This is a genomic window from Allobosea sp. 05T433, assembly GCF_056396065.1.
On the sequence record NZ_JBFTKS010000002.1, the window covers coordinates 1 to 24913 of the forward strand.

At 64.9% G+C, this 24913-nt stretch carries 22 protein-coding genes; 5 read left to right on the forward strand and 17 right to left on the reverse strand.

The annotated features are described in order from the left end of the window. Window positions 1-145: 145 nt before the first annotated feature. Together AC1DGP_RS02155 and yghX are read right to left on the reverse strand one after the other, a co-directional pair. Window positions 146-1321, reverse strand: coding sequence for a hypothetical protein (locus AC1DGP_RS02155; RefSeq protein WP_441507917.1), 1176 nt, complete (start codon window positions 1319-1321; stop codon window positions 146-148). A 269-nt stretch (window positions 1322-1590) separates the two neighbouring features. Next, window positions 1591-2478 carry a YghX family hydrolase gene (yghX, locus tag AC1DGP_RS02160; protein WP_441507918.1) on the reverse strand — a complete coding sequence of 296 codons (888 nt, stop codon included), beginning with the start codon at window positions 2476-2478 and terminating at the stop codon, window positions 1591-1593. Window positions 2479-2998: 520 nt separating this feature from the next. On the opposite strand from yghX, the gene AC1DGP_RS02165 reads away from it, so the two are divergent. After that, a complete protein-coding gene (locus AC1DGP_RS02165) occupies window positions 2999-3565 on the forward strand; it encodes a manganese efflux pump MntP (protein WP_441507919.1) in 567 nt (188 codons plus the stop codon). 3 nt (window positions 3566-3568) lie between these two features. Here the strand turns inward: AC1DGP_RS02165 and AC1DGP_RS02170 are convergent, their stop codons facing one another. Further along, window positions 3569-4462: a LysR substrate-binding domain-containing protein gene (locus AC1DGP_RS02170; protein ID WP_441507920.1), complete on the reverse strand. Its 894-nt coding sequence runs from the start codon at window positions 4460-4462 to the stop codon at window positions 3569-3571. A gap of 467 nt (window positions 4463-4929) precedes the next feature. Here AC1DGP_RS02170 and AC1DGP_RS02175 point away from each other — a divergent pair, with 467 nt between their 5' ends. Next, a complete protein-coding gene (locus tag AC1DGP_RS02175) occupies window positions 4930-6099 on the forward strand; it encodes a mandelate racemase/muconate lactonizing enzyme family protein (RefSeq protein ID WP_441507953.1) in 1170 nt (389 codons plus the stop codon). Between the two features lie 155 nt (window positions 6100-6254). After that, the gene (locus AC1DGP_RS02180; RefSeq protein WP_441507954.1) at window positions 6255-8072 is read left to right on the forward strand and encodes a chloride channel protein; all 1818 of its coding nucleotides are present in this window, start codon (window positions 6255-6257) and stop codon (window positions 8070-8072) included. Window positions 8073-8235: 163 nt separating this feature from the next. Here the strand turns inward: AC1DGP_RS02180 and AC1DGP_RS02185 are convergent, their stop codons facing one another. The 6 genes from AC1DGP_RS02185 to AC1DGP_RS02210 all read right to left on the reverse strand — a co-directional run bounded on the left by AC1DGP_RS02185 (window position 8236) and on the right by AC1DGP_RS02210 (window position 14796). Further along, on the reverse strand, window positions 8236-9117 hold the full coding sequence (locus tag AC1DGP_RS02185; RefSeq protein WP_441507921.1) for a hypothetical protein: 882 nt from the start codon (window positions 9115-9117) through the stop codon (window positions 8236-8238). Window positions 9118-9458: 341 nt separating this feature from the next. Further along, the gene (locus AC1DGP_RS02190; protein ID WP_441507922.1) at window positions 9459-9821 is read right to left on the reverse strand and encodes a hypothetical protein; all 363 of its coding nucleotides are present in this window, start codon (window positions 9819-9821) and stop codon (window positions 9459-9461) included. A 299-nt stretch (window positions 9822-10120) separates the two neighbouring features. Then, window positions 10121-10252 (reverse strand): ABC transporter, encoded by a 132-nt coding sequence (locus AC1DGP_RS02195; protein ID WP_113517473.1) that lies wholly within the window; start codon window positions 10250-10252, stop codon window positions 10121-10123. A 456-nt stretch (window positions 10253-10708) separates the two neighbouring features. Beyond that, window positions 10709-11146, reverse strand: coding sequence for a GNAT family N-acetyltransferase (locus AC1DGP_RS02200; RefSeq protein ID WP_441507923.1), 438 nt, complete (start codon window positions 11144-11146; stop codon window positions 10709-10711). 147 nt (window positions 11147-11293) lie between these two features. Beyond that, entirely contained in the window at window positions 11294-13384 is a 2091-nt protein-coding gene (locus tag AC1DGP_RS02205; protein ID WP_441507924.1) for a catalase, read from the reverse strand. A gap of 335 nt (window positions 13385-13719) precedes the next feature. Then, entirely contained in the window at window positions 13720-14796 is a 1077-nt protein-coding gene (locus AC1DGP_RS02210) for a D-alanine--D-alanine ligase family protein (RefSeq protein WP_441507925.1), read from the reverse strand. Window positions 14797-15043: 247 nt separating this feature from the next. Between AC1DGP_RS02210 and pdxR the strand changes: the two genes are divergently transcribed. Next, complete coding sequence (gene pdxR / locus AC1DGP_RS02215; protein ID WP_441507926.1) at window positions 15044-16549, forward strand: MocR-like pyridoxine biosynthesis transcription factor PdxR; 1506 nt, start codon at window positions 15044-15046, stop codon at window positions 16547-16549. Between the two features lie 39 nt (window positions 16550-16588). Here pdxR and AC1DGP_RS02220 read toward each other — a convergent pair whose 3' ends face one another. The 3 genes from AC1DGP_RS02220 to AC1DGP_RS02230 form a co-directional block, all read right to left on the reverse strand. Then, window positions 16589-16990: a GFA family protein gene (locus AC1DGP_RS02220; protein WP_441507927.1), complete on the reverse strand. Its 402-nt coding sequence runs from the start codon at window positions 16988-16990 to the stop codon at window positions 16589-16591. 92 nt (window positions 16991-17082) lie between these two features. Then, window positions 17083-17343 carry a hypothetical protein gene (locus AC1DGP_RS02225; protein WP_441488374.1) on the reverse strand — a complete coding sequence of 87 codons (261 nt, stop codon included), beginning with the start codon at window positions 17341-17343 and terminating at the stop codon, window positions 17083-17085. Window positions 17344-17652: 309 nt separating this feature from the next. Then, window positions 17653-18525, reverse strand: a complete 873-nt coding sequence (locus AC1DGP_RS02230; RefSeq protein WP_441507928.1) for a DMT family transporter — start codon at window positions 18523-18525, stop codon at window positions 17653-17655. A gap of 152 nt (window positions 18526-18677) precedes the next feature. Between AC1DGP_RS02230 and AC1DGP_RS02235 the strand changes: the two genes are divergently transcribed. Then, window positions 18678-19295 carry a TetR/AcrR family transcriptional regulator gene (locus tag AC1DGP_RS02235; RefSeq protein ID WP_476769755.1) on the forward strand — a complete coding sequence of 206 codons (618 nt, stop codon included), beginning with the start codon at window positions 18678-18680 and terminating at the stop codon, window positions 19293-19295. Window positions 19296-19384: 89 nt separating this feature from the next. Here the strand turns inward: AC1DGP_RS02235 and AC1DGP_RS02240 are convergent, their stop codons facing one another. Genes AC1DGP_RS02240 through AC1DGP_RS02260 form a run of 5 tightly spaced genes read right to left on the reverse strand, consistent with a single transcriptional unit; the run spans window position 19385 to window position 24874 of the window. Further along, complete coding sequence (locus AC1DGP_RS02240) at window positions 19385-20872, reverse strand: mannitol dehydrogenase family protein (RefSeq protein WP_441507930.1); 1488 nt, start codon at window positions 20870-20872, stop codon at window positions 19385-19387. Between the two features lie 4 nt (window positions 20873-20876). Further along, window positions 20877-21635, reverse strand: coding sequence for a glycerophosphodiester phosphodiesterase family protein (locus AC1DGP_RS02245; protein WP_441507931.1), 759 nt, complete (start codon window positions 21633-21635; stop codon window positions 20877-20879). Window positions 21636-21666: 31 nt separating this feature from the next. Beyond that, window positions 21667-22557 carry a sn-glycerol-3-phosphate ABC transporter permease UgpE gene (ugpE, locus tag AC1DGP_RS02250; protein WP_441488379.1) on the reverse strand — a complete coding sequence of 297 codons (891 nt, stop codon included), beginning with the start codon at window positions 22555-22557 and terminating at the stop codon, window positions 21667-21669. 15 nt (window positions 22558-22572) lie between these two features. Continuing rightward, entirely contained in the window at window positions 22573-23577 is a 1005-nt protein-coding gene (locus AC1DGP_RS02255; protein ID WP_441488380.1) for an ABC transporter permease subunit, read from the reverse strand. Continuing rightward, on the reverse strand, window positions 23561-24874 hold the full coding sequence (locus AC1DGP_RS02260) for an extracellular solute-binding protein (protein WP_113517495.1): 1314 nt from the start codon (window positions 24872-24874) through the stop codon (window positions 23561-23563). The genes AC1DGP_RS02255 and AC1DGP_RS02260 overlap by 17 nt, the downstream gene beginning before the upstream one ends. Window positions 24875-24913 lie beyond the last annotated feature (39 nt).

Here is a 24913-nt window from a genome sequence, read left to right on the forward strand (position 1 = left end):
CACCGCAACCGGATCGAGCGATGCTTCAATCGCCTCAAGCACTTCCGCCGCTTCGCCACACGCTACGACCGCAGAACCATCCACTTCACAGGCTTCGTCCACCTCGCCGCAGCAATGATATGGCTACGCTGAATGTCGATCCGCTCTAGAACTCGTAGGAGATCTTCAATTTGGCCTGGTGACGGGCGAAGTTGTCGAGATCGAGCCGCCGGCCTGGCGTGGCTTCCGACTTCCCGGCAATCTGGGCGGAGTAGGCCGCGGAGATCGACACGGTCTCGCTGAGCTTGGCGTAGAGGGTCGGGCCGACGAAGACGGCGTGTCCTTCGAAGCTGTTCAACCCGAGCCCGGCATAGGAGCGCAAATAGCGAACCTCGCCGCCGATAAAGACATTGGGGTTGATCTGGATCGCGAGTGCTCCCGAGAGCCCGAGGAGAGAGGACCGCTCCGCTGACTTGCGCCGCGCGGACGCGACGCATGTCTCCAGGGCGTCGTCCTCGGCATAGGGCTGGCACGGCCCGGATAACACGCCTTCCAAGGGCTCGGCTTCGCCATTGAACAGGTTTACGCCGCGCGGGCGGAATTTCTCCAATTCGTAGATCAGGTTGAGTCCACCGAACAACCTCCTGGGAACAAGTTCGGCATCAAGCGCGATCCGCCCCTCCAGCCCCACGCCCCGGCCACGCCCGCCAGCCTCCGCGTCGCGAAAGCTCGCGCCCGGCTCGACGATAAAGGTCAGGCCGACGGGCGAGGCGTCTCCCCGCTTGATAGCCTGCCATTTCAACTCGGCGGCAAAGCCACCGAAGCCGCCGCCGTGGCGATTGTCCAGTCCCGGTACGTCGCGGATCGAGACGCGGTTGCCGACCGCCCCCAACTCGATGCTGAGCCCGTCGACCGGGGCGAACGCAAAGCTGCCACCCAGGCCTCCCGTCCGATACCGGCCGAGGCGCTTGCCGAATGCACCCTCGCCGGCGCCGGAGATTTCGAACTTGCCCTTTTCGAGGATGCTGGTGCCCTCCGTAAAGCCGAACATGTCCTCGGTTTCGGCGCCCTCCTCGGCGTCATCGTCATCCCGGCTGCTCTTGCCGCCGCCACTGGCGCTGGCCTTGAGGACCCCGACACAGTCGTCGAACTGGCGTTCGCCGGCCTCCCGCTCCGCCCGGCGCAGCGTGCCGAGAAGTGTGTCCCGGTCGGGAGGGGCAGGTCTTGCAGCAGTCGCGCTGCGCAGGCGCGCGATGCCGGCGAGGCACTCGCTGCGCTCATCGGCATGGGTTGGGAGAGCCGTGAACAGAAGAGCGGCAGTCGTGGTCAAGACAAGGCGCATGGGACCTCGCGGGAACGATAGGCTGCAGCGCTCGGGATCATGAGGCTGATTCGGCTATAAACCGAGCCCAAGCGTCACGAACAGAATGTGCGCTCTCGCGGAGCACGTCCCCGAACAGCGCGTGCCCACCCTTGGCCCTTGCACGCCCAGGCGCAGTACTCCGCGCAGAGCGAACGGCCCATGGCCGTCCTACCCCGTGCGGAGACCGCGAATTCTGGCGCGCCCCGGTCGCTCTCACCCACGCTCGGGCGGGATGAGGCTCCGCTCGTTCAACTCAGGTAGCGCTTGAACCAGGCGATGGTCCGGTCCCAGGCCAGCTTGGCGGCCGCTTCGTCATAACGGGGGGTGGAGTCGTTGTGGAAGCCATGATTGGCGCCTGGATAGATATAGGCCTCATAGGTTTTCCCGCCCGCCTTCAAGGCCGCCTCATAGGCCGGCCAGCCGGCATTGATGCCGGTGTCGAGAGCGCCGTAATGGATCAGGAGCGGCGCCTTGATCCGCGGCACGTCCTCGGCGCGGGGCTGACGGCCATAGAACGGCACGGCCGCGCCGAGTTCGGGATAGGCGACGGCAGCCGCGTTGGCGACGCCACCGCCATAGCAGAAGCCGGTGATGCCGACCTTGCCGGTGGTCTGATCGCTCTTCATCAGGAATTCGATGGCCGCGAAGAAGTCATTCATCAGCTTCTCCGGATTGACCTGCTGCTGCAGTTCTCGGCCCTTCTCGTCATTGCCGGGATAACCGCCGACGGAGCTCAGGCCATCCGGAGCAAGCGCGATGAAGCCGGCCTTCGCGACCCGGCGCGCGACATCCTCGATATAGGGGTTCAAACCGCGGTTCTCATGCACGACGACCACCGCGGGGACGCGGCCGGATAGTTTTGCCGGACGCACCAGATAGCCGCGGACATCGCCATTCCCCTTCGGCGAGGGGTAGGTGAGGTAACTGGCGGTGATATCGGGGTCCGTGAACGAGATCTGTTGCGCGAGCGCGTAGTCGGGGCTCATCGAGGCCAGGATCGACGCCGCCGTCATGCCACCCACGGCGAATTTGCCGGCGCGATCGAAAAACTCGCGCTTGGTGATCCGTCCGTGCGCATAATAGTCGTACAGTTCGAGCAGTTCCTGCGGAAAATCCTTGGCGGTCAGGCGCGGCACAGTCGTTCTCCCCTGTGGTGTTATTGGCATCACGCGGCCGATCCTACGCGCCGGACCATTCCTGTCTTGGGAATTCCGGTTGCTGCCGTTTCAAGATCGCGTGTTTGACGTCCGGCAGGGACAGGACTGGTGCAAGCGCGATAGTCGAGAGGCACGAAATCGGCCTGGCGGATGTGCCCCTCCCCGCGTGATCTCACCAGCCGTAGCCTTCGACGCAGAGGTCGTCGAGCGCGCCCGGCGTCGCTTCGGCAGGGCCGCGGCATTCTTCTACATGCAAATGCGTCTCAATGCTAAGAATTTGAAATCGTTATCGAATTGACATCATGAGCGTGATTCACTAGGTGCAGACGCATCGGGGAGTAGCGGCGTGCTTCGGCGCGCGATCGCATCAACACGCTCGCGGCGAGGACTGCGTGGTGCGATCAGCCGGATGATTTCGGCCAAGCGAGACCGTGACGGAGAGGCCTTGCGGACAAGGCCCGAGATCCGTCTGGTCCTCCGTCCGCAATTTGAGACTGCCATGTCACCTGCTTCTATCGCCGTGCTCGCCGTGGGCATGTCCGTCGACGCCCTGCTGGCCTCGATCGGGCGGGGCGCCGCCTCCAGCCGCCCGCGTTTCACGCAGGCGCTTCGCACCGGTGTGGTCTTCGGCATCGTTGAGGCCATCACGCCGCTCATAGGCTGGGCCGCGGGGTTTGCCGCAAGCCAGTATGTCGCGGCCGTCGACCACTGGATCGCCTTCGTTCTGCTCGGCATCGTCGGCGGGCGCATGCTCCTGCATTCCATGAAGCCTGCGGCCGAGCGCAATGATGCTGCGCATGGCAACTCGCTCTGGGCCCTGATGGCGACCGCGATCGGCACCAGCATCGATGCCATGGCGGTCGGCGTGTCGCTCGCCTTCCTGGACGTGAACATCTTCGTCGTCGCGCTGGCCATCGGCTTTGCGACATTCGTGATGTCGACGGGGGGCATGATGGCCGGCAACCTGGTCGGCGCCAAATTCGGGCGCTGGGCCGAGCGGATCGGCGGTCTCGCCCTCATCGGCCTCGGCACCTCGATCCTGTTCAGCCACCTGATAGCGGGCTGAACCTCAACCCCGCTCGAATGCGGCCCAGACGGCCTCGGCAACGGGCCCCTGACGGGCCATGGGACGAAACAGCCGGATCTCAATCGGTATGGCCAGGCCGGGATCACCGGCCTGGACCAGTCGGCCGAGCGACATATCCTCCTCCGCCAATGTTCGGGGCAGCCATGCGACCCCGTCTCCGGCGCGCGCCATCGAGAGCAATGTGGCGGCGAGGTGCGATGTAAAGACCGTCTCCAGCGCAACATTTCGATCTGCAGCGCGCCGAAGCCCGGTAATGATCCGCCCCAGGCCGGACTGCTCGCTGTAACCGAGATACTTGACCGGCACAGTGCGCTCGAGCCGCCAGCGCGGCGCCCCATCCTGGTCGGGCGCACAAAGCGGCACGAGCGTATCGGCCCCGACCACGATGCTCTTGAACTGGCTGGTTTCGACCCGGCTGCCAATGCTGGGGTGATGGTGGCAAAGCAGGAACTGCACATCCCCCCGCAGCATCATCTGCTCGCAGGCCTGCATGCTGTCGGAGATCAGGTTGAGGGTCCCAAGGGCCAGGATCTTCTCATTTCCACGAACCCATTTCGGAAAGAACGTGAAGGAAAGGGCGTGGGTTGCCGCGATAGACAACGGACCGGCGCCACGTCCGGCAACCTCCAGGGTATCGCGCCGCAACTGATGCAACGCGCGTGTCAGAACCTCCGCCTGATTGCGGAACTGCTCGCCTGCCGGTGTCAGCGCGACGCTATGCGTGGTGCGGATGAACAAGGGCGCACCGATCCAATCCTCAAGCGCGCGGATCCTCCGGCTGAAGGCCGGCTGGGTCACGTGCCGTGCAGAAGCGGCCCTGGAGAAATTCAAGGCATCAGCCAGCGCCAGGTAATCCTCAAGCCAGATCAGTTCCATTGGTAATGCCTAAAACGCATGATCAATTCCGGCAACAGCATTGGCGTTTGCCGCAAAGCAGTTCTAACCGTCGCTCCCGTCGTCATCTGCGGCTGTTCCCGCCCCTCAGCGGAGGTTCCGCCGGACGGCGCCCGAACAGAGGCAAGCAAGCGCCTCGCGGAACGGAATGGGGCGCCTTATCGAATGGAAAACTGGTCAATAATCAGCAGGATCAGCGAATTCTGCCTCCAGCGTCGATCGACCTTCGAGCAGGTTCGGACGGGCCTCGCCCAAGGTCGACACCAGCTTGCAGCGGATCGCCCAGGCTTCACCAGGCGAGCGAATGTCCCCAGCCTCCCCTCTTCGGAAACATTCGCTGTCGGCATAGCCAAGCCGAGCGGTCCCACGGAGGCCAGCAGGCCGGGATCGCGCCGGGCCTGGCGCATTGACGCTCCACCAGCACAAAATCCAGAACCGAACGGAAGGACCTGACCATGCGTATCGTCGATGTCGTCGAGATCACGAAGCCCATCGCCTCTCCCATCCGCAACGCCTATATCGACTTCTCGAAGATGACGGCGAGCCTTGTTGCCGTCGTGACCGATGTCGTGCGCGACGGCCGACGCGTAGTTGGATACGGCTTCAATTCCAACGGGCGCTATGGCCAGGGCGGCCTCATCCGAGAGCGCTTCCGCAATCGCATTCTCGAGGCCGAGCCGAAGAGCCTGCTCGATGATGCCGGCACCAATCTCGATCCCCAGCGCGTCTGGGCAGCGATGATGTCGAATGAGAAGCCGGGCGGACATGGCGAGCGCTCCGTCGCGGTCGGCACTCTCGACATGGCGGTCTGGGATGCGGTCGCGAAGATCGCCGGCAAGCCCCTGTTCCGCCTTCTGGCCGAGAAGAAGGGCCGCGAAGCCGATCCGCGTGTCTTCGTCTATGCGGCAGGCGGCTACTATTATCCAGGAAAGGACAACTCGGCGCTCCAGGCGGAGATGCGGGGCTATCTCGATCGTGGCTACACTGTCGTCAAGATGAAAATCGGTGGGGCCCCGATCGACGAGGACCGCGAGCGCATCGAGGCGGCGCTGAAGGAGATCGGATCGCAAGCCCAGCTGGCGGTGGATGCGAATGGCCGTTTCGACCTGGAGACCGGCATCGCCTACGCCAAGATGCTGCGGGATTATCCTCTATTCTGGTACGAGGAAGTCGGCGATCCGCTCGACTACGCCCTCCAGGCCGCCCTCTCGGAATTCTATCCGGGGCCGATGGCGACGGGCGAGAACCTCTTCTCTCACCAGGACGCACGCAACCTGCTGCGCTACGGCGGCATGCGCCCGGATCGCGACTGGCTTCAGTTCGACTGCGCCCTGTCATACGGGCTTGTCGAATATCTCAGAACGCTCGATGTCCTCCAGCAATTTGGCTGGTCGCCGTCCCGCTGCATTCCCCATGGCGGGCATCAGATGTCGCTGAATATTGCGGCTGGCCTCGGCCTGGGCGGCAACGAGAGCTACCCCGATCTCTTCCAGCCCTATGGCGGCTTCCCGGATTCGGTTCGTGTCGAGGACGGCCACATCGTCATGCCGGACCTGCCGGGAATCGGATTCGAGGGAAAATCCGACCTGATCAAGGTCATGCGAGCGCTGGCTGAGTGAGCGCGCGCTGATGCAGCCAATGCAGCGCGATCGTCAGGGGCAGCGGATCGACGAGAACCGTCGGCGGGTTGACGCGCAGGGGGCGGGCCATCTAGCACGCGGCAGGTTGACACGGCCGGGGCGGCTCGATGCGCCTCGTCGTGGTTCCCAGCCGAATGCGGCTAGCTGGGGTGACAGGCGTGGTGGAGCCAACGGTCTTCGGAACCCTCGGTCGCAACCGTCTGCGCCGCAACGCGCGTGCGGCCTGGCTACGCTTCAGACGGGACCTGCCACGGCGGCTGCGCAGCGACGAGATCGCGCTCGTCGTCTTCGCCGGCCTGGTCGGCATCGCGGCCGGCCTGCTCGTCGTTGCGATGGTCGGGGCTTCGAAATTCCTGCACCTGTCCTTTTTTGCGACCCATAAGGGCGACGTCAGCGGCGCAGCCCTGGTCGATCCGCTCCGCGCGGTCGCAATACCTGTCCTGGGGGGCCTCTTGATGGGAGTGCTCGGCGTGGTGCTGGCTCGCCGCAGGCGGGGCTCCGTCGTCGACCCGATCGAGGCCAATGCTCTCCACGGCGGGCGCCTGTCGCTTCGGGACAGCCTGATCCTCGTGGCCCAGACGCTGGTCTCGAACGGTTTTGGCGCGTCCGTTGGCATGGAGGCCGGCTATACGCAGGGCGGTGCCGCCTTCGCCTCCAAGATCGGACGCCTGCTGCAGGTCCGGCGCGCCGACTTGCGGGTGCTGGTCGGCTGCGGCGCCGCCGGCGCGATCGCCGCGGCCTTCGATGCGCCGCTGACCGGCGCCTTCTACGCCTTCGAGCTCATCATCGCGACCTATACCGTCGCGATGCTCGCCCCGGTCGTCGTCGCCTCGCTCTGCGCCATAGGCGTGACCCGGCTCTTCCTGACGCCGATGCCGTTCCAGGTCGACATCACCGCGCCGCTCACCGGGCAGGACTATGTCCTCGTGATGGTGATGGGGGCACTCTGCGCCGGCCTCGGCATCCTGCTGATGCGGGGCGTATCGCTGGCCGAGTACCTGTTCAGGCAAAGCCGACTGCCGCTCGCCCTGCGTCCCGCCATCGGGGGGTTGATGGTGGGCCTGCTGGCCCTGCTGACGCCGACCGTCCTGTCCTCGGGACACAGCGCGCTGCATGTCGGCTTCGCCGCCGACTACACGGCGTCCTTCCTCCTCACCGTGATCCTGCTGAAATCGATCGCCTCGGCGGTCTCGATCGGCTCCGGCTTTCGCGGCGGCCTGTTCTTCGCCTCGCTCTTCATCGGCGCCATGTTCGGCAAGCTGATGGCTCTGGCCTGGACCGCCGGGTTCGGGATTCCGGCCGCTTCGACGGTCTTCGCCGTCGTCGGCATGAGCGCGATGGCAACCGCAGTCGTCGGTGGCCCGCTGACCATGGCCCTGCTCGCCCTGGAGACGACGGGGAGCCTGCCGCTCACGGTGGCGGTGCTCGCCGCCTCGGTCGTCTCCTCGATCACGGTGCGCCGCACCTTCGGCTATTCCTTCGCGACCTGGCGCTTCCACCTGCGCGGCGAGGCGATCCGCAGCGCTGCCGATATCGGCTGGGTTCGCGACCTCGCCGTCGGGCGCATGATGCGCCGGGATGTCCGGACGGTCGCGGAAGGCACATCCCTCGAAGGCTTCCGCCGCGCATTCCCGCTGGGCGCGAACCAGCGCGCCGTGCTGGTCGATGGACAGGGCCGCTATGCCGGCCTGGTGCTGGTATCCGAGGCGTATGGCGCCGATCTGGAGGTCGCCACGGTCGCTGAACTCGCCCGCAACCAGAAGGACGTCCTGCTGCCTTCGATGAATATCCGCGAGGCTGCGGCGCTGTTTGCCGCATCGCAGAGCGAGGAACTCGCCGTCGTCGACAGTCGCGAGACGCTGCAAGTGATCGGCCTTCTGACCGAGCAGTTCGCCCTGCGCCGCTACAATGCGGAGCTCGATCGCCAAAGCCGCGACCTGACCGGCGGCTGAGCGCAACCCAAACAGGGGGGCTCCCGCCCCTCCGCTGCCGCGATTGCGGAGCCCCTGGGCCCGAGAACGCAGAAGGGCCGCCAATCCCGGCGGCCGCTTCATCCTGCCTGAACGCAAGGACAGGCCGAAACCCGGCGGGCTTCGACCTGTGGGAACGCCTGGATCAGAGACGGCGCCGGCCCCAACCCGGCATTTCGCGCTGCTCGTCACGGTGGCCACCTCCAAGCACCGCCCCGAACCAGCCCGCGGCAGCACCGACGAGAAGCACGGCGGCCGTCAGGAAGGCCGAGATGATGCCGACCTTCCGTGCCTTTTCGGCGGCCTGCTTCGCCGTCTCCTTGGCCTGGTTCAGTTTTGCCAGCGTGTCATCGACACGCTTTTCCGCCTCGGGCTTGCCGATCCCGGCACGGCTTGCCATGCGGGTCGCGATATAGTCGCGGTCCGCCGGATCGAGCGTGCCATTCCCCATCGCCGTCGACATCAGCCGGCTCAGCTCCGAACGCTCTTCGGGCGTCACCGGCGCACCGGCGCCGGGCGCCCGCAGGATGCCATCGATGGCCGAGCCGAGCGGATCCGGCTGCAGCTTCAGGAGCGAAGTCGCCCCCGAGGTTGCGGCTGCCGCGCCCTCAAGGGCTGTGCGGCCCGCGCCAACAGCCGATGACGTCGCGATGAAAGCCAGCAGGAGCGCCCCCGTTGCCCAGACCAGGAGGCCATGCGCTCCGTCACGCATCTCCCGTTCGTGGGCGGTGGCATCGGGAACAGGGCGCCGCATCCGGCCGGCCACATAGCCGCCGGCAATGCAGGCCGAGACGGTGACCCAGAGCGCCCATAGCGCTGCTGCGATGCCGAGCACGGCGAGCGAAGAGCTGCGCGAAGGCTCCGCCGAAACCAAGGAAAGCCCGATCGCCGATCCGAAGGCCGTCATGATCGAGGAGATGGCGGCTGCGAGCACCGCTCCCCCCAGGATGGGGGCCCATTCCAGATAGGAGGACGGAGCCGGCGCGACCGCGATCGAGACATCGGTTTCTGTGGGAAGAACAGCCATTCTCGCCTCCTCTCAACGCAGACCAAGGAACGAGAGGATGGCCATGACCACCACAATCAACCCGACGAGATAGATGATACCGTCCATTGCCCCCTCCTCCTGATTGCCCGTGGCCAGCGCCACAATCGAGCAACCTCCGGTGGGGCATTCGGTTCCCTGCGCTATGGGGCGGCCTCTCAGGCCAGCGAACGAGCGGCTACCATTGCTCAGGACGACCGGCTGAAGCTGCGCCGTGACGTCGCGATGCTCCCGGCTCCGCAGCGTGCTCTGTATTTCTCGTCCACGGGCATGTTGGGCTGATCCGCCCGCTCGTTGCTCCTCGCCCATACGATCGCGCGCAATTACGACCCCTGCCCGCACTTCGCGCCAATAAATCGTTTGGTCGATGCGGCGAGATGCTCGGTGCCTCGGTGGAAATCTCCGTCGTATAAAAATTCCTTGCTGCCCATGTGGAGAATAAATCTGCGGTATCCCACATAGGCGCCGAAGCTATTCTTTGAATCGATCCATCCGCAAAGGTATACGTTCTCAGACACAGGCCTGACATTTCTGATTTTAGTCGAAGTACCGTCGTTCATGTGCAGATCGATAGCCTCAATCAGGGTTGCTCGGTCTATCGGCTCCAGCTTGGCCAAACTGCCATCGATATCTTCGAATGCGACGACGCCTGTCACGAGCAGCGCCGCAATGACCACAATGGACATTCGCAACATCTGGCTTCAATCCTCTATGACAGGCCAAGTTCGCTGAACAGCAGGGTGTCGTTGCCAGCAGTTCGGATCGCGCGGTCGGCAGCCGATCATCCACCCCGCCCTCGATTATCGTCAACACCCAGCGGACGAGGCGCTCGGCCGTTCGGCAGCGGGTGCCACGCGCGGCTCGCTGTAGCGGCAGGTCGGGCCGATCCGCGGCAGGACCGGCACAGGCAGACAAAAAAAGACCCGCCGCCCCTTTCGGAGCAGCGGGCAAACTCGGGCGACCCGAGGGTCGCTGGATTCGGGCCTCAGCCCTTGGTCACGATCGGCGAAGCCACCGGCGGCGGGGCTTTGCCTTTGCCCTTGCCGTACATATCGGCGGCACAGCCACCAATGCCCATCAGCCCCACAGAAACGGCCAGAACCAGTATGGTTTTCATATCGGTTATCCCTCGTTGCCAGGACGACGACGCCGCCCATCCAATGTAGCATGACGGAAGGGAAATTCCCATTTCCCCGATCGGTTCCATCGATTGAGGAAGTTATCGTGCGAAGGTTAACGAAAAAGACCCACCATCTCTCTCGGGATGGCGGGCCAGTTCGTGGGAATCCTCGCGGATCACTGTGAAACGAACGGGCATCCCTCCGGTTCCCGATGGGCCGCCCTGGGCGCCCCGGTCGCCCGCGTCCTGGCCGGCACGGTGCCGGGACGCGACTGCTGACGGGTCAAGCGCAGGCCGGCTCTGCACATGCCGGATTGGCAAGGTTGCAGAGGCTAGACGAGCGATCCGAACCTTGTTGCCCGCGAATTTCATGAATTTCGTACCGAATTCAACGGCACCGGCTGAGCGCTCCGGAGACGGGCCAGTCGGCGGCGATCCGATGCCAGCGCGCGGCTAGAGCGTCTTGCGAAGAACCCATTCGCCATGGCGCGTGGTCTCATTCGCCTCTGTAAATCCAAGCGACAGGTAAAAGCCCAGCGGGCTGTGCTGGCCCAGAACAACGCTGGTGATCAAGGTATCGAAGCCGAGCGCACGCCATTCCGTAAAGGCCAATTCCATCGCGGCACGCGCATGGCCTTTTCCCTGGTGCTTCCTGTCGACCATGAAGCGCCAGAGATAAGCCGATTTCGGCTGTTCCCCGCTGCGCCACAGGATGAAGCCCACGGGCTCGTCATCCGCATAGATCGCTCGAAACATCGATGTCGGCTCGAAATGAGCCTGAGCTATCGATACCGCTACAGGCGCAACATAGGTGCGCTGTTCGTCGGCGACCTCCAGGCTGCAGATCGATCGAACGGTTGCGGCGGTCACTTCGCGCAGCTCGACGCCCATGCTTCGCCTATCCGCGTCCCACCCGATCTGCCGCATTCCTAGCAGCAAACCGCTTTGACGCCTCCTGCCCAACGGAAAGACCCACCACCGTTCTGCATGGTGGGCCCATCCCGCAGGCCGAGCCTTGCGGGTTCCCGACCTTCCGGCTCAAGCCAGGGTACGAACCTTTGGCTCGCGGCCCCATTGGCGCGTGCAGGCGGGGGCAAGAAAGGCCTGAGCCTTGGCACCGAGCTCCACGACGCCCGCATCCGCGACGATGCCCGCCTTGTCGAGGAGCGGTTTCGCTTCGGCGCTGAAGCCGATCGCCTTGAGATGGCCAAAGGCGTCCTTGGCGAAATCGATGGCTGCGCCCTCGCTGAGCAGGGCTGCGCAACCTGCTTCGGACAGCACGAGGGCGATAGCGTCGAACATCACCGACGGCGTGCCCGCCAGTTGACCGTCGGCCTTCAGCGTCCTGCCGCCCTTCAAGGTCACGCCGCCGATCCTTGGCGCGACGATCTTGACCGTGCCGCCCTCGCCCTCGACGGCCTTTCCAAGCATGTCGATCAAGGCTCCGTCCGCCCCGTCCGAAACCAGGACACCGACCACCCGGCCCTTCAGCGTCTCGGGATACTTGCCGACGATGCGCAGGGCTGGCGAAACCTCCATGTCCTGCGGGGCCACGGCCGGCGCCGATGCCTTGGGCAGCGCCATGTTCATGCCGTCCGCGACGCGACCGGCCAGTGTCTCGTCGACATTGCGTAGATTGGAGAGAACCCGCAAGCGGACATGGTCGAGCGAGACCTTCGACAGCTCGAAGACCAGCGCGCTGGCGATGTGGGCCTGCTCGATCTCCGTCTGCGATCGAAAGAACAGTCGGGCGTGCGAGTAATGGTCGGCGAAACTCTCCGAACGCAGCCTGAGCTTCGTCTCCTCCACCGGCAGGGCGAAGGTCCGGAAGCCGCCGTTCGGATCCTCGCGCGGCCCGCCGTCCTCGCCGGCCTCGCTGAGGCTGTTGGGCTCGTAATTCGCGCGCCCCGTGAACACCTTTGTCTGCATCTGCCCGTCGCGCTGCAGATTCTGGAAGGGACAGCCCTTGGCCTTGTTGATCGGGATCTGGTGGAAGTTGACGGTGCCAAGGCGCGAGAGCTGCGTGTCCTGATAGGAGAAAAGCCGCCCCTGCAGCAGCGGATCCTCCGAGACATCGATGCCCGGCGGCATGTTGGTCGGCAGGAAGGCGACCTGCTCCGTCTCGGCAAAGAAGTTGTCCGGGTTGCGATTGAGCACCATGCGGCCGATGAAGCGGATCGGCACGAGCTCCTCGGGTATCAGCTTGGTGGCATCGAGAATGTCGAATGGCAGCGCGTCCGCCTCCTTCTGGCTCAGGAGCTGGACACCGAACTCCCATTCCGGAAAATCACCCGCAGCGATGGCTTCATGCAGATCGCGACGGTGATAATCGGGATCKGCACCGGCGATCTTCACGGCCTCGTCCCAGCAAGTCGATTGCGTGCCGAGCTTCGGCCGCCAGTGGAACTTGACGAAGGTCGGCTCATCCTTGTCGTTCAAAAGCCGGAAGGTGTTGACTCCAAAACCCTCCATCATGCGCAACGAACGCGGAATGGCCCGGTCCGACATCGCCCACATGATCATGTGGGTGGCCTCGGGCATCAGGCCGATGAAATCCCAGAAGGTGTCATGGGCGCTGGCGGCCTGCGGATATCCGCGATCGGCCTCCATCTTCACGGCGTGAATGAGATCGGGAAACTTGATCGCGTCCTGGATGAAGAAGACCGGGATGTTGTTGCCGACGAGGTCCCAGTTGCCCTCCCGGGTGTAGAACTTGACCGCAAAGCCACGCACATCGCGCGGCGTGTCGACAGAACCGGCGCCGCCCGCGACGGTCGAGAAGCGCGTGAACAGCTCCGTCTTGACGCCGACTTCGGTGAGGATCCTGGCGCGGGTGAATTCGGCCAGCGACTCAGTCAGCTCGAAATAGCCGTGCGCCGCCGAGCCGCGTGCATGGACGATCCTCTCGGGAATGCGCTCGTGGTCGAAATGCTGGATCTTTTCCCGGAGCACGAAATCCTCGAGCAGGGTCGGGCCACGCCGCCCCGCCCTGAGCGAGTTCTGGTTGTCGCTCACCGGCACGCCGTGGTTCGTCGTGATCCGCTTGTCCGGAGCAGAAGCAGTCTGGTGCGTCTCGCCCCCGTTGCCGGGGTTTGCCCTTGGCGTTCCCGTCGATCTTGATTTGCTCATGATGGCTGCCCGTCGCTGGCTTGCAAGTCGTCGGGGCCAGGTTTGGCGCCGCCCGGATCTTGCATGTGCGGCTCCAACGTCCGAGCCGGCCGCCCGTTCCCACCGAGACCGCTCCCGAAGCCCTGGTCCGGCGCCGACAGCGCGGGATCGAGTGCTCGCCTGCGCTGACGGTTGCTCGCCCCGGTTCCTTGCCAAAAGCTCGCCCTCAGAGGTATCGAACTGCCGAACGGCGGCCAGAGTTGTCGGCAATGATCCGCTGAGAACAGCGACGCCGATCGGTCGGTTGCTCCAACCGCTGCTCGCCTCGGCCGCCCCGATCCCGTTCACCGGCAATGTCAGCCGGCCCGACCGGCGCGCGCCAGGCCATGCGAGACGAGACGATCGATGATTTCGGCATAGCTCACGCCGCTGGCGGCCATCGCCTTGGAATACATGCTGATATTGGTGAAGCCCGGAATCGTGTTCACCTCGTTCACGAGAGGCTGCATATCCGCCGTCAGGAAGAAATCGACGCGCGCCATGCCATCGCAGCCGAGAGCCCTGAATGCCCTGGCGGCCATCTCCCGCATCTGCGCCTCGACCTCTGCGGGCAATTCCGCCGGTACCTTCAACGCCGCACCGTTCTCGTCGATATATTTGGCGTCGTAGCTGTAGAAGCCATGGCTCACGGCCGGAACGATCTCTCCGGGCCGGGATACGAACAATCCGCCCCTTTGATCTTCCAGCACACTGAATTCGATCTCGCGCCCCTGGATGAATTCTTCGGCAAGCAACTTGCGGTCATGCCGGAACCCCTCGCTCAGCGCCGGCCTGAATTCCTGGCTTCCGGAGACCTTTCTGACGCCGATCGAAGAGCCCTGCCGCGCCGGCTTGATGAAAAGCGGTAGCCCAAGTTCTCGTTCCAAAGCAGGAAGGTCAGGTGCAGCATCGTCGCTAATGGTCACGGATCGGGCGACCGGAAGGCCGGCTGCCCGCAGCAGGCGCTTGGCGATATCCTTGTCCAGCGCCGCCGCAGAGCCGAGGATGCCGCAGCCCGCGAGCGGCACGCGCGCGACTTCCGCAAGCCCCTGTATCGAACCGTCCTCGCCATAGAGCCCGTGCAGGACGGGAAACAGGATGTCGATCGTCCCGGCGTCGACCATCCTGCCGCCGGCCTCGATCGCGATCATTCGCCCGCGTCCGCCCGGGACGAGGGAGACCTCCGTACCGCTCTCGGGTTTGGCGAGCATGCCCCCCTCGAGGCGGCTCAGCAGCCATTGCCCTTCGCGCGTCACGAAAATCGGTACCGCGTCATATTTCGCGGGCTCCAGGGCATTCATCACATTGGTGGCCGACAGCACGGACACGTCATGCTCGGCAGAGCGTCCGCCGAACAGCACGGCAATCCGCAATCGGGGCGAAGACATCGACATCAGGAACTCCAGGAGATTCGCTTTGCAGAAGGCTCAAAAACCGACCGCGAAGCCGTGATGGGCGAAGACGCGGTCGAAGAGGGCCTGCAGCGGCGTGGCGCCTGCATCTCCATCCCTGCTTCTCCTCGTCGATCTGCGGCGGCACTTTGAAAGTGGCTCAATCAGAATGCATTATTGATTCATTTTACAGAGCCACTATACGATTCCACCCTGAGCCACTTGGTGAGCCATTTGGATGGGAGGCTTGATGAACCTGAAGCGGCGCAGGGAAAGCCCATCGGCTCGCTTTCAGCCGGGTATCAATCCATCCTCCCCGGCATCCCTGGCGCGGCAGCTCTACCTTGCCCTGCGCGGTGCGATTGCCGACGGCCGGTTGGATGCGGGACAGCGCCTGCCCTCGACCCGCCTGGCGTCGCAGGAGTGGAAGCTGTCGCGCGGCACCATTGCCGAGGCCTATGAGATCCTGATCGCCGAGGGCTATGCCATCGCCCGCCACGGGTCGGGCACCTATATTTCTGCAGGCGTTCCGGATGGGCTCTTGAGAGCCGGTGAACGCAAGGAGCCAGCGGCTCATGCGACCAGCCGCGCGCTCTCGCAAGCGGTCACGCGGGTTCTGACCTGCGGACCCAGCCTCGAACCACAAAAGCCCCTGCCGTTTGTGACCGGCCGGATCGCCCATGATGAGCGGACCGCAGGCCTCCTGAGCCGCATTGCCGGCCGGCACATGAACTACGCCTTTGAAGGCTATGGCGATATTCAGGGGGAGCCCGCGCTTCGGGCCGCGATCGCCGCTCACCTGGCCGTTTCGAGGGGGGTGCGCTGTACGCCTGATCAGTTGTTCATCACGGCCGGAACGCAGCAGGCGCTCGACCTGGCTTTTCGCGTGCTGGCCTCACCTGGCGACAGCGTCGTTGTCGAGGACCCGTGTTATCCGCCGGCCAGACAATGCCTGACTCTCAATGGCGCGCAGATCGTCGGCCTGCCCGTGGATCACGAGGGGGTCATGACGGAGGTCTTGGCGGCCGGCTCGCTGCAACCACCGGCGCTGTTCTATGTGACGCCGTCAAACCAGTATCCGGTCGGCTCCGTTCTTTCCCTGCCGCGGCGGCTCGAGCTTCTCGCCTATGCAAGGGGGCATGGCTGCTGGATTGTCGAGGACGACTATGACAGCGAATTTCGCTATGACGGTCATCCGATCGCCTCGCTGCAAGGCCTGGATCAGGCCAATCGTGTCCTCTACACCGGCACGTTCAGCAAAGCCCTGCTGCCGAGCCTGCGGCTTGGCTATCTCGTGGTCCCGGCCGATCTGGTGCCGGTGTTCCGGGCGGTGCGCCCGGCGCTTGACCGCTGCCCGCCGACTTTCCAGCAACGCGTCGTCGGCGATTTTCTCAATGAGGGCTATTTTCCAGCCCATCTGCGCCGCCTCAGGGAGCGACTGCGCGCGTCGCGGGATCTGCTGACGGGCCTCCTGAGGGACCGTGCCAGCGAGCATCTTGCCGTCGTCGTTCCCGATCAGGGCATCAATCTCACCGCACGCAGCACGGGGACCTGGAGCAACGACAGGGCTGTCTCCGCGGCCGCCCTGGCGAAGGGCGTCGTCGTCATGCCGCTGTCCCGGATGAACGTCGCATCCTCCGATACATCGAGACTGCTGTTCGGATTTTCCGGGCTTTCCGAGGCGGAAGCCGATCTGGGAACGCGGCTTCTGGCGGAGGTGCTCGACGGTACGGATTTTCGCAAGGCGCCCGATTGAGGCGGCAATCCGGGAGGCGCGAGGCCGGTATCCGACCGCTCAGTCCGGGTCTCGCGGAAACGCCTGGATGCCGGTGGGCAGCGCAACCCATCCATGCCGCCGGATGTCGTAGACGGACACCTGGGGCAGCGGGAAATCCGGGTCGCCGAAGGCGCCGACAGCAACCGAGACCGCCCCGGTCGCCCCCTCCTCGCTGTGGAAGAGATTGCTCCCGCAGACCGGACAGAAGCGGAATTTGAACGCCGCTCCCTGGTCGCCGGTACGAACATATTCGAACGCCCGCCCGGACACCGTGTAGGGAGCGGCAAAGCTGGCCAGATAGGCGAAAGCGCTTCCCGTTCGGCTCTGACATGCCAGGCAATGGCACAGGCCGACCCCACGCGGCTCGCCTTCGACGGTGATGCTCAGCTGGCCGCATGTGCAGGAGGCGACGCGTTGCATGGGATCTCCCGAGCGTCAGAGCCACCTGCACGCAGCGGATGCCCGTTCGCCGCGTGGCATCCTGTTGCAGCGCGCTACGCGCCCGCGGGGGCTCAGTGCTTTGACGACCGGTGCTGGCCCGACTGGCGCTGCATCTCACCGGCCAGGCTTGTCTCGGAAGGGTGCCGCGTATCCGTCAGGGGCCTGCCGTCCCGCACGCAATAGCCCTGGGCCCGGCCGGCCAGTATCCATTGCTCGATCTGCTTGCCCAAAGCGTCGCCCTCGTCGTCATGGCCTGCGAGATAGTGCTCGCGCTGGGTTCGCTCCATGCGCTCCAGCACGGCCATCCAGTCTGTGTAGGTGGCTTTCGTCATCCCGGCCTCCCCTGCTGCAATCCCCGCGAAGCATGAATTGTGCCTGTCCGATATTCCTCCAGCCCGCCCGCGATCGAGCGCCGCAATCCATCCCATCTTTGCCCATTCCCGGACGACAGGGTCTGCCATATCCGACCACGCGTCCACGCCCGGTCAAACAAAAATCCGTGTTGGTTCATGGCCCGCCGATCGGGCTCGCTGATCACCGGACATTCCAGGGCCTCGGGATGATAAGGGGCCCGATCCGCAAGCGTAGCCAGACCCGGCGTTTCGAGCCGACCTGAACGACCGGGCTGGCCGCATGTCACATCAGGAACGGCTCAGCCGGCGGGTCCGCGTCAATTCGATCGCCGTATGGCAGACGACCGCTGCGAAGATGACCGCGCCCCCGATGACCGTGGCAACCGGCGGTTTCTCGGCCAGCAGGAGCCAGACCCACAAGGGGGTCATCACGATCTCCGTGGTCCCGATGAGCGCCGCCTCGGCCGGCGGCAGGTGACGTGCGCCCATGATGAAGAGCACCAGGGCTATCGAGCAATTCGTGGCGCCGAAGGCCGCGAGCACGACCCAGTTATGGAGGTCGAGCGAACCAGCCGAGCCGAAAGGGGCAAACAGCACGAAGGTCAAAAGCGCGCTGACGATGATGGGCGGCAGCGCCGGCAGGTCCGGGTTAAGCCTTGGCAGCACGATGACCATTGCGAACGAGGCCGTCATGACGAGGGCAAGCAGGTCTCCGACGACCCGCCCGCCGCCGATCGACGACGCCATGATGATGCCGACCCCGACCAGGCAGACCAGGCCCGTCGCCAGCGTACGCCAGGACGCGCGCTCCTTCAGGAGTAGCCAGCCCAGGAGCGCGGCAATGAACGGTGCGGTTGCATAGATGGCGGCGACGTTGGCGACGCTGGTCGTGTAGTAGGCGCCGATGAAGCTCGCCTGGCTGATCGTCTGGCAGGCGATCATGGCCAAACCCGCCGGCTGCACGACCGCCCGCCAGTGCCGGCGCGACAGGCCGCCGCCGAGCATGAGCAAGGGCCCAATCAGGAAGAGACCGGCGAACAGGGAGCGCCATCCGATCGCCGTCCAGACATCGGTGGTCAGCAGGCGCGAATAGAGCCCGCTGGCGCTCCAGCAGATCGTCGCCGCCAGGACGAGGAACGTCCCCCTGGAGCGCTCACTCATGTGTGTCGAATGCTGGGTCAAGCGCTGTGTCTGCCGGTGCGTCGGGTTCGGGGTCGTGGCGGGTCTTGTGGCGCGGGACTATGCGATTGTATAGCTACTATGCAAGCGCATAATATTGATCTGCTGACCCTGACTGCATCGGAGGCACAGTGATGACGGCGACATTCAGGCGGGCCCCCGACTTCAACCGACGCGCCGACCTGATCGAAGCCGCGCTCGACTGCATCGCGGAGCTCGGCATCCAGGGCACGACGGTACGCGCCGTGGCTGCCCATGCCGGCGTCAGCAACGGCCTGATCCGGCACCACTTCGCGTCGAAGGACAATCTGATGGTCGAAGCGTACCGTCGGACGATCGAGATCATCACCGGACCGCCTCTCGCGATCGTCGAGACGGAGGGCAGCGCGCATGAGAAGCTGCGCCGTTTCATCCTCGCGAGCATCAGCGGGCCGGTCGCCGATCCTCGCGTCCTGTCGCTATGGGCGACCTTCATCAGCCAGGTTCCGATCAACCCTGCCTTCGCCGAGGTGCATCGCGACAAATATCTCGCCTACCGATGCGCCTGCGACCACCTGATCGGAGAAGTGCTGACGGCCGAGCAGCGCAATCCAGGCCCATCCGAGCGGCAACGCCTCAGCATCGCGCTCAACGCCGTGATCGACGGCCTCTGGCTTGAAGGATGCCTCAGCGCAGAGGAGATCGACGAGAGGCTCCAGGCGGAGACCGGGATCAGGACGATCGAAAGCCTGCTGGACATCAAGCTTGCCTGATAAGCCAGATTCCCGCCCCGTTCCGCGAACCGGACTAGCCTGATGCCCCGAGTGTAGCCTGGCAGCGCGGCGCCCGAACGCCGACGCGCTCAGCCCTGGGCGCTGCGGGCCAGATAGTGGTCGAGGCTCGCCCGCGTGCCGACGTGCCAAATTCGTTGCAGGGTCTGACCAAAAGCCTCCCGGAAGCGCGCGTCGTCCGCCAGATCGCCATAGACATCCCGCATCGCGAGCCAGGACTCCGGCTGGATTCTGGCCTTGCGGGCCTGCTCCGTCAGCCTTTGCCAGCTCGGATCGTTCGGCGCGATCGCCTGCCCGCTTTCGGTTTCGCCATAGCAATAGCGGCACCAGAGCGCGGAGACGAGCGCGAGACCGTCGATGGGGCGGCCTGCCCCGAGCGCGTCGCGCAGCGTCGGCAGGATGAACTTGGGCTGGCGGTTCGACCCGTCCAGGCAAAGCCGGCGGATCGTGTCGCCGATCTTCGGATTGGCGAAGCGCCGCTCGATCGTCCGCCGATAAGCCCCGAGGTCGGTATTGGGCACAGGGGGCACGAGCGGGATGATCTCGTGATCGAGCAGGGCCCGGAGGAAACGCGCGATCTGCGGGTCCTCCATCGCCTCATGTACGAAATGGATATCGAGCAGGCCGGCGGGATAGGCGATCGCCGCGTGCCCGCCATTCAGGATGCGGATTTTCATCAGCTCGAAGGGCGCGACATCGGCGACGAATTCGACACCGACCTGTTCGAGCCGCGGCCGCCCGGCGGGGAAGCGATCCTCCAGCACCCATTGCCGAAAATCCTCGCAGAAGACCGGGCGCCGGTCGTCGATGCCGAAATCGCTGCGCAGGGCCGCGCGCTCGCGCTCCGAGGTCGCGGGCGTGATGCGGTCGACCATCCCGTTGGGAAAGGCGACGCTCTCGCGGATCCAGTGCGCGTCGGAACGGTCGACCAGTTCCACCAGCCCGGCGACGGCATTCTCCGTGACATGGCCATTGCCCGGCAGGTTGTCGCAGGACATCACCGTGAAGGGCGCAAGGCCGGCGGCGCGGCGCTGCAGAAGGGCGGCGCCGATCAGCCCGAAGGCGGTCTTTGGAGAGGCGAGCCTATCGGCGGCATCCGCAATGATATCGGGGTGGTTCGCGTCGAAGGCCTGCGTCGCCGGATCGATGTAGTAGCCGCCCTCGGTGACGGTGAGCGAGACGATCCGCGTGCGGGCATCGACGAGGCGAGCGAGCAGCCCTGCCCTGTCGCCGGGCGGGATGAAATCGATCATCGCACCGGTGATCCGCGCCTGCGCGGAGGTCGCTTCCTGCGCGACGACCGTGGTCAGGAAGTCCTGGGCGGCAAGCTCGCGCCCCATCGCCGCATCGCTTTCCTGCACGCCGGTGCCGATGATCGCCCAGTCGCGATCGAGCCCGCTCTCGAAGAGTTCGTCGAGATAGCAGGCCTGATGCGCGCGGTGGAAATTGCCGACGCCGAAATGGACGATGCCGGCGCTCAGATCCTCCGGCCGATAGCGCGGCCGGGCGACCGCGCTGCCGATTTCGCCGAGCCGGGCCCGCGACAGAGTGACGGCCATCGCCTCACCCAGCCTTCGCGGCCAGCAATTGCAGGGCGAGATCGGGGCGATCGCTGGTGATCTGCGCGATCGGCTGCCCCAGCCAGTAATCAAGCTCGCGCAGGGTGTTCGGCACCCAGACACCGAGTTTCTCGCGCCCGACAATGCCCAGCGCACGATCGAGTGCCAGCCGCAGCAGCGACTGCTCGACCGCGATGATGCAGCCGAGATCGACGAAGCGCCGCAAGGTGGCATCAACGCCGCCGAAGGCTTCGCAGGAGCGGCGATCGACCGAAGCGAGGCGGCGCATGTGCGGGGCCTTCGCCCGGATCTCCTCGATGACCTCGGGAACGAAGCAGGTCAGGACGACGCGCGAGGCCATGCCTCTGGCCTCGACCAGGGCGATGACCTTCTCCAGCAGTCCCGCATGGGGATTGCCGAGCGCGTCCATCTTCATCTCGATCTCGAGCTCTATGCCGGTCGGCGCGAAGACGTCGAGCACGGCCGCCAAGGTCGGGATCGTCTCGCCCAGCGTGTCGTTGAGCCGAACCTTGCGCAGCGCCTCGCGGGAGAGCCCGGCGACCGGCCCCTTATGGTCCGTGGTGCGCTCGAGCAGCGGATCATGGATCACCATGATCTCGCCATCGGCGGAGAGATGCACATCGAGTTCGACCGCGTCGACCTTGAGGTCGCAGACGTTCTTGAGGTCGCAKACTTGCCGGAAGCCGCTGAGACTGTTCTCCGCCCAGATATTGCGCGCGCCGCGATGTCCGATGATCCGCATGATGGTCGCCTTGGTTTTATGGTGCTGGCCGCTACTTGCCGCTGTCGACAAGTCCCTTCACGAACCAGCGCTGAAGGAGAAGGATGACGAGGGTCGGCGGCAGCATCGTCAGCAGGGCCGCGTTCATCAGGAGATGCCAGGTCGGCAGCGAGTCGGCCTGCGGCATCAGCTTCTTCAGCCCGATCACGGCATTGGCCATGGCGGGCTCGGTGGTGAGCAGCAGCGGCCAGAGATACTGGTTCCAGCCCATCAGGAAGAGGATGATCGCGAGCGCGACGATGTTGGAGCGCGAGAGCGGCAGCAGGATCAGGCGGAAGAACTGCCAGGGGCTGGCGCCGTCGATACGGGCGGCCTCGCAGAGTTCGTCCGGAATGGTCAGGAAGAACTGGCGGAACAGAAAGGTCGCGGTGGCCGAGGCAATCAAGGGCAGGATCAGGCCGGAATAGCGGTTGACCATGTTCCAGTCGAGATCGACCAGGACCTGCATGCCGAGCCATGAGCCGAGGATGTTGAGCGGCAGGGCGACATTCGCCGCCGATTCATAGGTCGGGACGATGCGGACCTCGATCGGCAGCATCAGCGACATGAAGATCAGCCAGAACACGGTCAGCCGGAAGGGAAAACGGAAATAGGTGACGGCGAAGGCCGCGATCACCGAGACCGAGAGTTTTCCGATGGTGATGCCGCTGGCGATGATGAAGGAGTTGAGCAGGAGCCGGCCGAAATTGGCGCTGCTCAACACGGTCTCCAGATTCGTGAAATAGGCGTCGCCAGGCAGCCAGGACATCGGCACCCGCATGACCTCCTGCTGGGTCAGCGTTCCCGTGACGAAGACGAAATAGAGCGGCAGGCAGACGAGTGCTGCGCCGACCAGCAGGATGAGATGGCAGACGACGTCAAGGACGGGCGTGCGCTCGTTCATGCTCAGGCGCTCCCCTTACACGCTGTAGTTCACGCGCCGCTCGATGAAGCGGAACTGCGCATAGGTGAGGAGCAGGGCCAGCCCCATCAGGATCACGGACTGGGCGGCGGACGAACCGAGATCGAGCGTGACGAAACCGTCCTGATAGACCTTGTAGACCAGGATCGAGGTCGCTCCGGCCGGGCCGCCGCGCGTCGTCGCGTCGACGATGGCGAAGGTCTCGAACAGCCCGTAGACGAAATTGATGACGATCAGGAAGAACAGCGTCGGCGCGATCATCGGCAGCGAGATGCGCAGGAACCGCTGGATCGGCCCGGCCCCGTCGAGATAGGCGGATTCCAGGATCGAATGGGGCACCGAAAGCAGCGCCGCGACCAGGAAGATGTAGTTGTAGCAGATGTGTTTCCAGGACGCCGCCATGACGATCAGGGCGAGCGCATGCGAGGAATTGCGGTTCGGATCCCAGTCGAAGCCGAGCCCCTGCAGCATATGGGCGACCGGGCCGACGCGCGGGTTGAACAGGAAGGCGAGCATGATGCCGGCGATCGCGGGCGCGATCGCATAGGGCAGCAGCAGGATGGTGCGGTAGGCACCGCGCCCGCGCAGGATGTGGTTCGAGGCGAAGGCGAGCAGCAGCGCGAGCGACAGCGTCAGCACGTTCTGCGCGACGGTGAACACGACCGTGACCTGGACCGAGGACCAATAAACGCTGCTGCGGAACAGCCGCTCGAAATTCTGGAAGCCGACCCATTGCGTCGTCGCGCCGAACGGATCGGTGAGCTGGAACGCCTGGATCAGCGCCCTGACGGAGGGGATGAAGAAGAACAGCAGGAGGATGAAGAGCTGCGGCGCCAGCAGCCAGAAGGGCAAGCGCCATTCCGTGAAATGGGCCCGCTTCAACCCGCTCTCGGCCTGCCCGTCGGAGAAAGCCGGAGCAGTCCGGCGCCGCAGCGGCCAGCGCAAGCGCCAGCCGCCGGCAGCCGCCGCGGGAAGCTCCGCCGCGCTATTTCTTGCCAGCATTGAGCTGCTCGTAGCGGCGCAACGACTCGTTGCCGCGCGAAACGGCATCGTCGAGCGCCTGCTGCACCGGCTTGCGGCCGAGGAAGGCGGCCGAGACCTCTTCCATGATCGCGACATTGATCTGGTTGCTGTTGCCGATACGGAAGCCCAGAGAATTGTCGCTCGGCGTGCCGCGCATCAGCTGCACGACCGCGATCTCGCGCGTCGGGTTCTTCTGGTAGTAGCCCTGCGCCTTGGCTGCGTCATAGGCAGCGACCGTGACCGGCACATAGCCGGTGGCCTGGTGCCACCAGACCTGCGTGTCGGTCTGGGCCAGGAAATTGTAGAAGGCGCCGATCGCCTTGTACTTCTCCGGCGTGTGCCCCTTCAGGGTCCAGAGCGCCGCGCCGCCGATGACGCTGTTCTTCGGCGTCACACCCTGCTCGAAGGGCATCTCGGCCGCGCTCCAGTCGAATTTGGCAGCGGCGACGACGGCGGCATGCGAGGCAGTCGAGGCGATGATCGTCGAGCATTCACCCGAGGTGAAGAGCTGGATCGGGATGACGCCCTGCCCCGCGAGCTGCATCACGCCGGGGCCGATCAGGCGCTTCATCCGCTCGACCTGGCCGACGAGCTTGCCCTTGTTGAAGACGAAGCTGGTGTCGAGCCCGTCCATGCCGTTGCGCTTGGTCGCATACGGGATGTCGTTCACGGCGCTGTAGTTTTCCAGGAAGCTCCACTCGTAGTCGCCCGGCAGCACCATGGCGCATTTCGACACGCCCTTGGCCTTGATCGCTTCGAGCTGCGGCTCGAGCTCCTGCCAGGTCGCGCCGGGCTTGTCGAAGCCCGCGGCTTTGAAATGGTCGCGGTTGTAGAACAGGATCGGCGTCGAGGAGTTGAACGGCATCGCCTGGAGCTTGCCGTCGATGGCGTAGTAGCTGACGACCGGCGCGATGTATTTCTTGACGTCGATCGGCTGGCCCTGCTGGGCCATCAGTTCGCTGGTCGGGATGATCGCCCCCGAATTGACCATGGTCAGGAAGGAGCGCTCGTTCGACTGCACGATCTCCGGCTGGCGCTTGGCCCGATAGGCGGCGATCGTGCCGTTCAGGACCTCGTCATAGGTGCCCTTGCCGACCGCCTTGACGACATAGTCCTTCTGCGAGTCGTTGAACTTCTTGACCAGCTCGTCGACGCGTTCGCCGAGCGTGCCGCTCATCGCATGCCAGAACTCGATTTCGGTTGCCGCCTGGGCGCAGGACAACCCCGCCAGAAGCATCGCACCCGCACCAGCGAGCGCACCAAAGACAGGTCGCATTCAAAGCCTCCCTCGTCGGTTTATATGAGCATCTGCTCT

Excerpts from the sequence above, each read along its gene's own strand:
- AC1DGP_RS02155 (WP_441507917.1), bottom strand. The coding sequence starts at position 1,321 with ATGCGCCTTGTCTTGACCACGACTGCCGCTCTTCTGTTCACGGCTCTC.
- AC1DGP_RS02165 (WP_441507919.1), top strand. The coding sequence starts at position 2,999 with ATGTCACCTGCTTCTATCGCCGTGCTCGCCGTGGGCATGTCCGTCGAC.
- AC1DGP_RS02170 (WP_441507920.1), bottom strand. The coding sequence starts at position 4,462 with ATGGAACTGATCTGGCTTGAGGATTACCTGGCGCTGGCTGATGCCTTG.
- AC1DGP_RS02180 (WP_441507954.1), top strand. The coding sequence starts at position 6,255 with ATGCGGCTAGCTGGGGTGACAGGCGTGGTGGAGCCAACGGTCTTCGGA.
- AC1DGP_RS02185 (WP_441507921.1), bottom strand. The coding sequence starts at position 9,117 with ATGGCTGTTCTTCCCACAGAAACCGATGTCTCGATCGCGGTCGCGCCG.
- AC1DGP_RS02190 (WP_441507922.1), bottom strand. The coding sequence starts at position 9,821 with ATGTCCATTGTGGTCATTGCGGCGCTGCTCGTGACAGGCGTCGTCGCA.
- AC1DGP_RS02195 (WP_113517473.1), bottom strand. The coding sequence starts at position 10,252 with ATGAAAACCATACTGGTTCTGGCCGTTTCTGTGGGGCTGATGGGCATT.
- AC1DGP_RS02200 (WP_441507923.1), bottom strand. The coding sequence starts at position 11,146 with ATGGGCGTCGAGCTGCGCGAAGTGACCGCCGCAACCGTTCGATCGATC.
- AC1DGP_RS02210 (WP_441507925.1), bottom strand. The coding sequence starts at position 14,796 with ATGTCGATGTCTTCGCCCCGATTGCGGATTGCCGTGCTGTTCGGCGGA.
- pdxR (WP_441507926.1), top strand. The coding sequence starts at position 15,044 with ATGAACCTGAAGCGGCGCAGGGAAAGCCCATCGGCTCGCTTTCAGCCG.
- AC1DGP_RS02220 (WP_441507927.1), bottom strand. The coding sequence starts at position 16,990 with ATGCAACGCGTCGCCTCCTGCACATGCGGCCAGCTGAGCATCACCGTC.
- AC1DGP_RS02225 (WP_441488374.1), bottom strand. The coding sequence starts at position 17,343 with ATGACGAAAGCCACCTACACAGACTGGATGGCCGTGCTGGAGCGCATG.
- AC1DGP_RS02230 (WP_441507928.1), bottom strand. The coding sequence starts at position 18,525 with ATGAGTGAGCGCTCCAGGGGGACGTTCCTCGTCCTGGCGGCGACGATC.
- AC1DGP_RS02235 (WP_476769755.1), top strand. The coding sequence starts at position 18,678 with ATGACGGCGACATTCAGGCGGGCCCCCGACTTCAACCGACGCGCCGAC.
- AC1DGP_RS02240 (WP_441507930.1), bottom strand. The coding sequence starts at position 20,872 with ATGGCCGTCACTCTGTCGCGGGCCCGGCTCGGCGAAATCGGCAGCGCG.
- ugpE (WP_441488379.1), bottom strand. The coding sequence starts at position 22,557 with ATGAACGAGCGCACGCCCGTCCTTGACGTCGTCTGCCATCTCATCCTG.
- AC1DGP_RS02255 (WP_441488380.1), bottom strand. The coding sequence starts at position 23,577 with ATGCTGGCAAGAAATAGCGCGGCGGAGCTTCCCGCGGCGGCTGCCGGC.
- AC1DGP_RS02260 (WP_113517495.1), bottom strand. The coding sequence starts at position 24,874 with ATGCGACCTGTCTTTGGTGCGCTCGCTGGTGCGGGTGCGATGCTTCTG.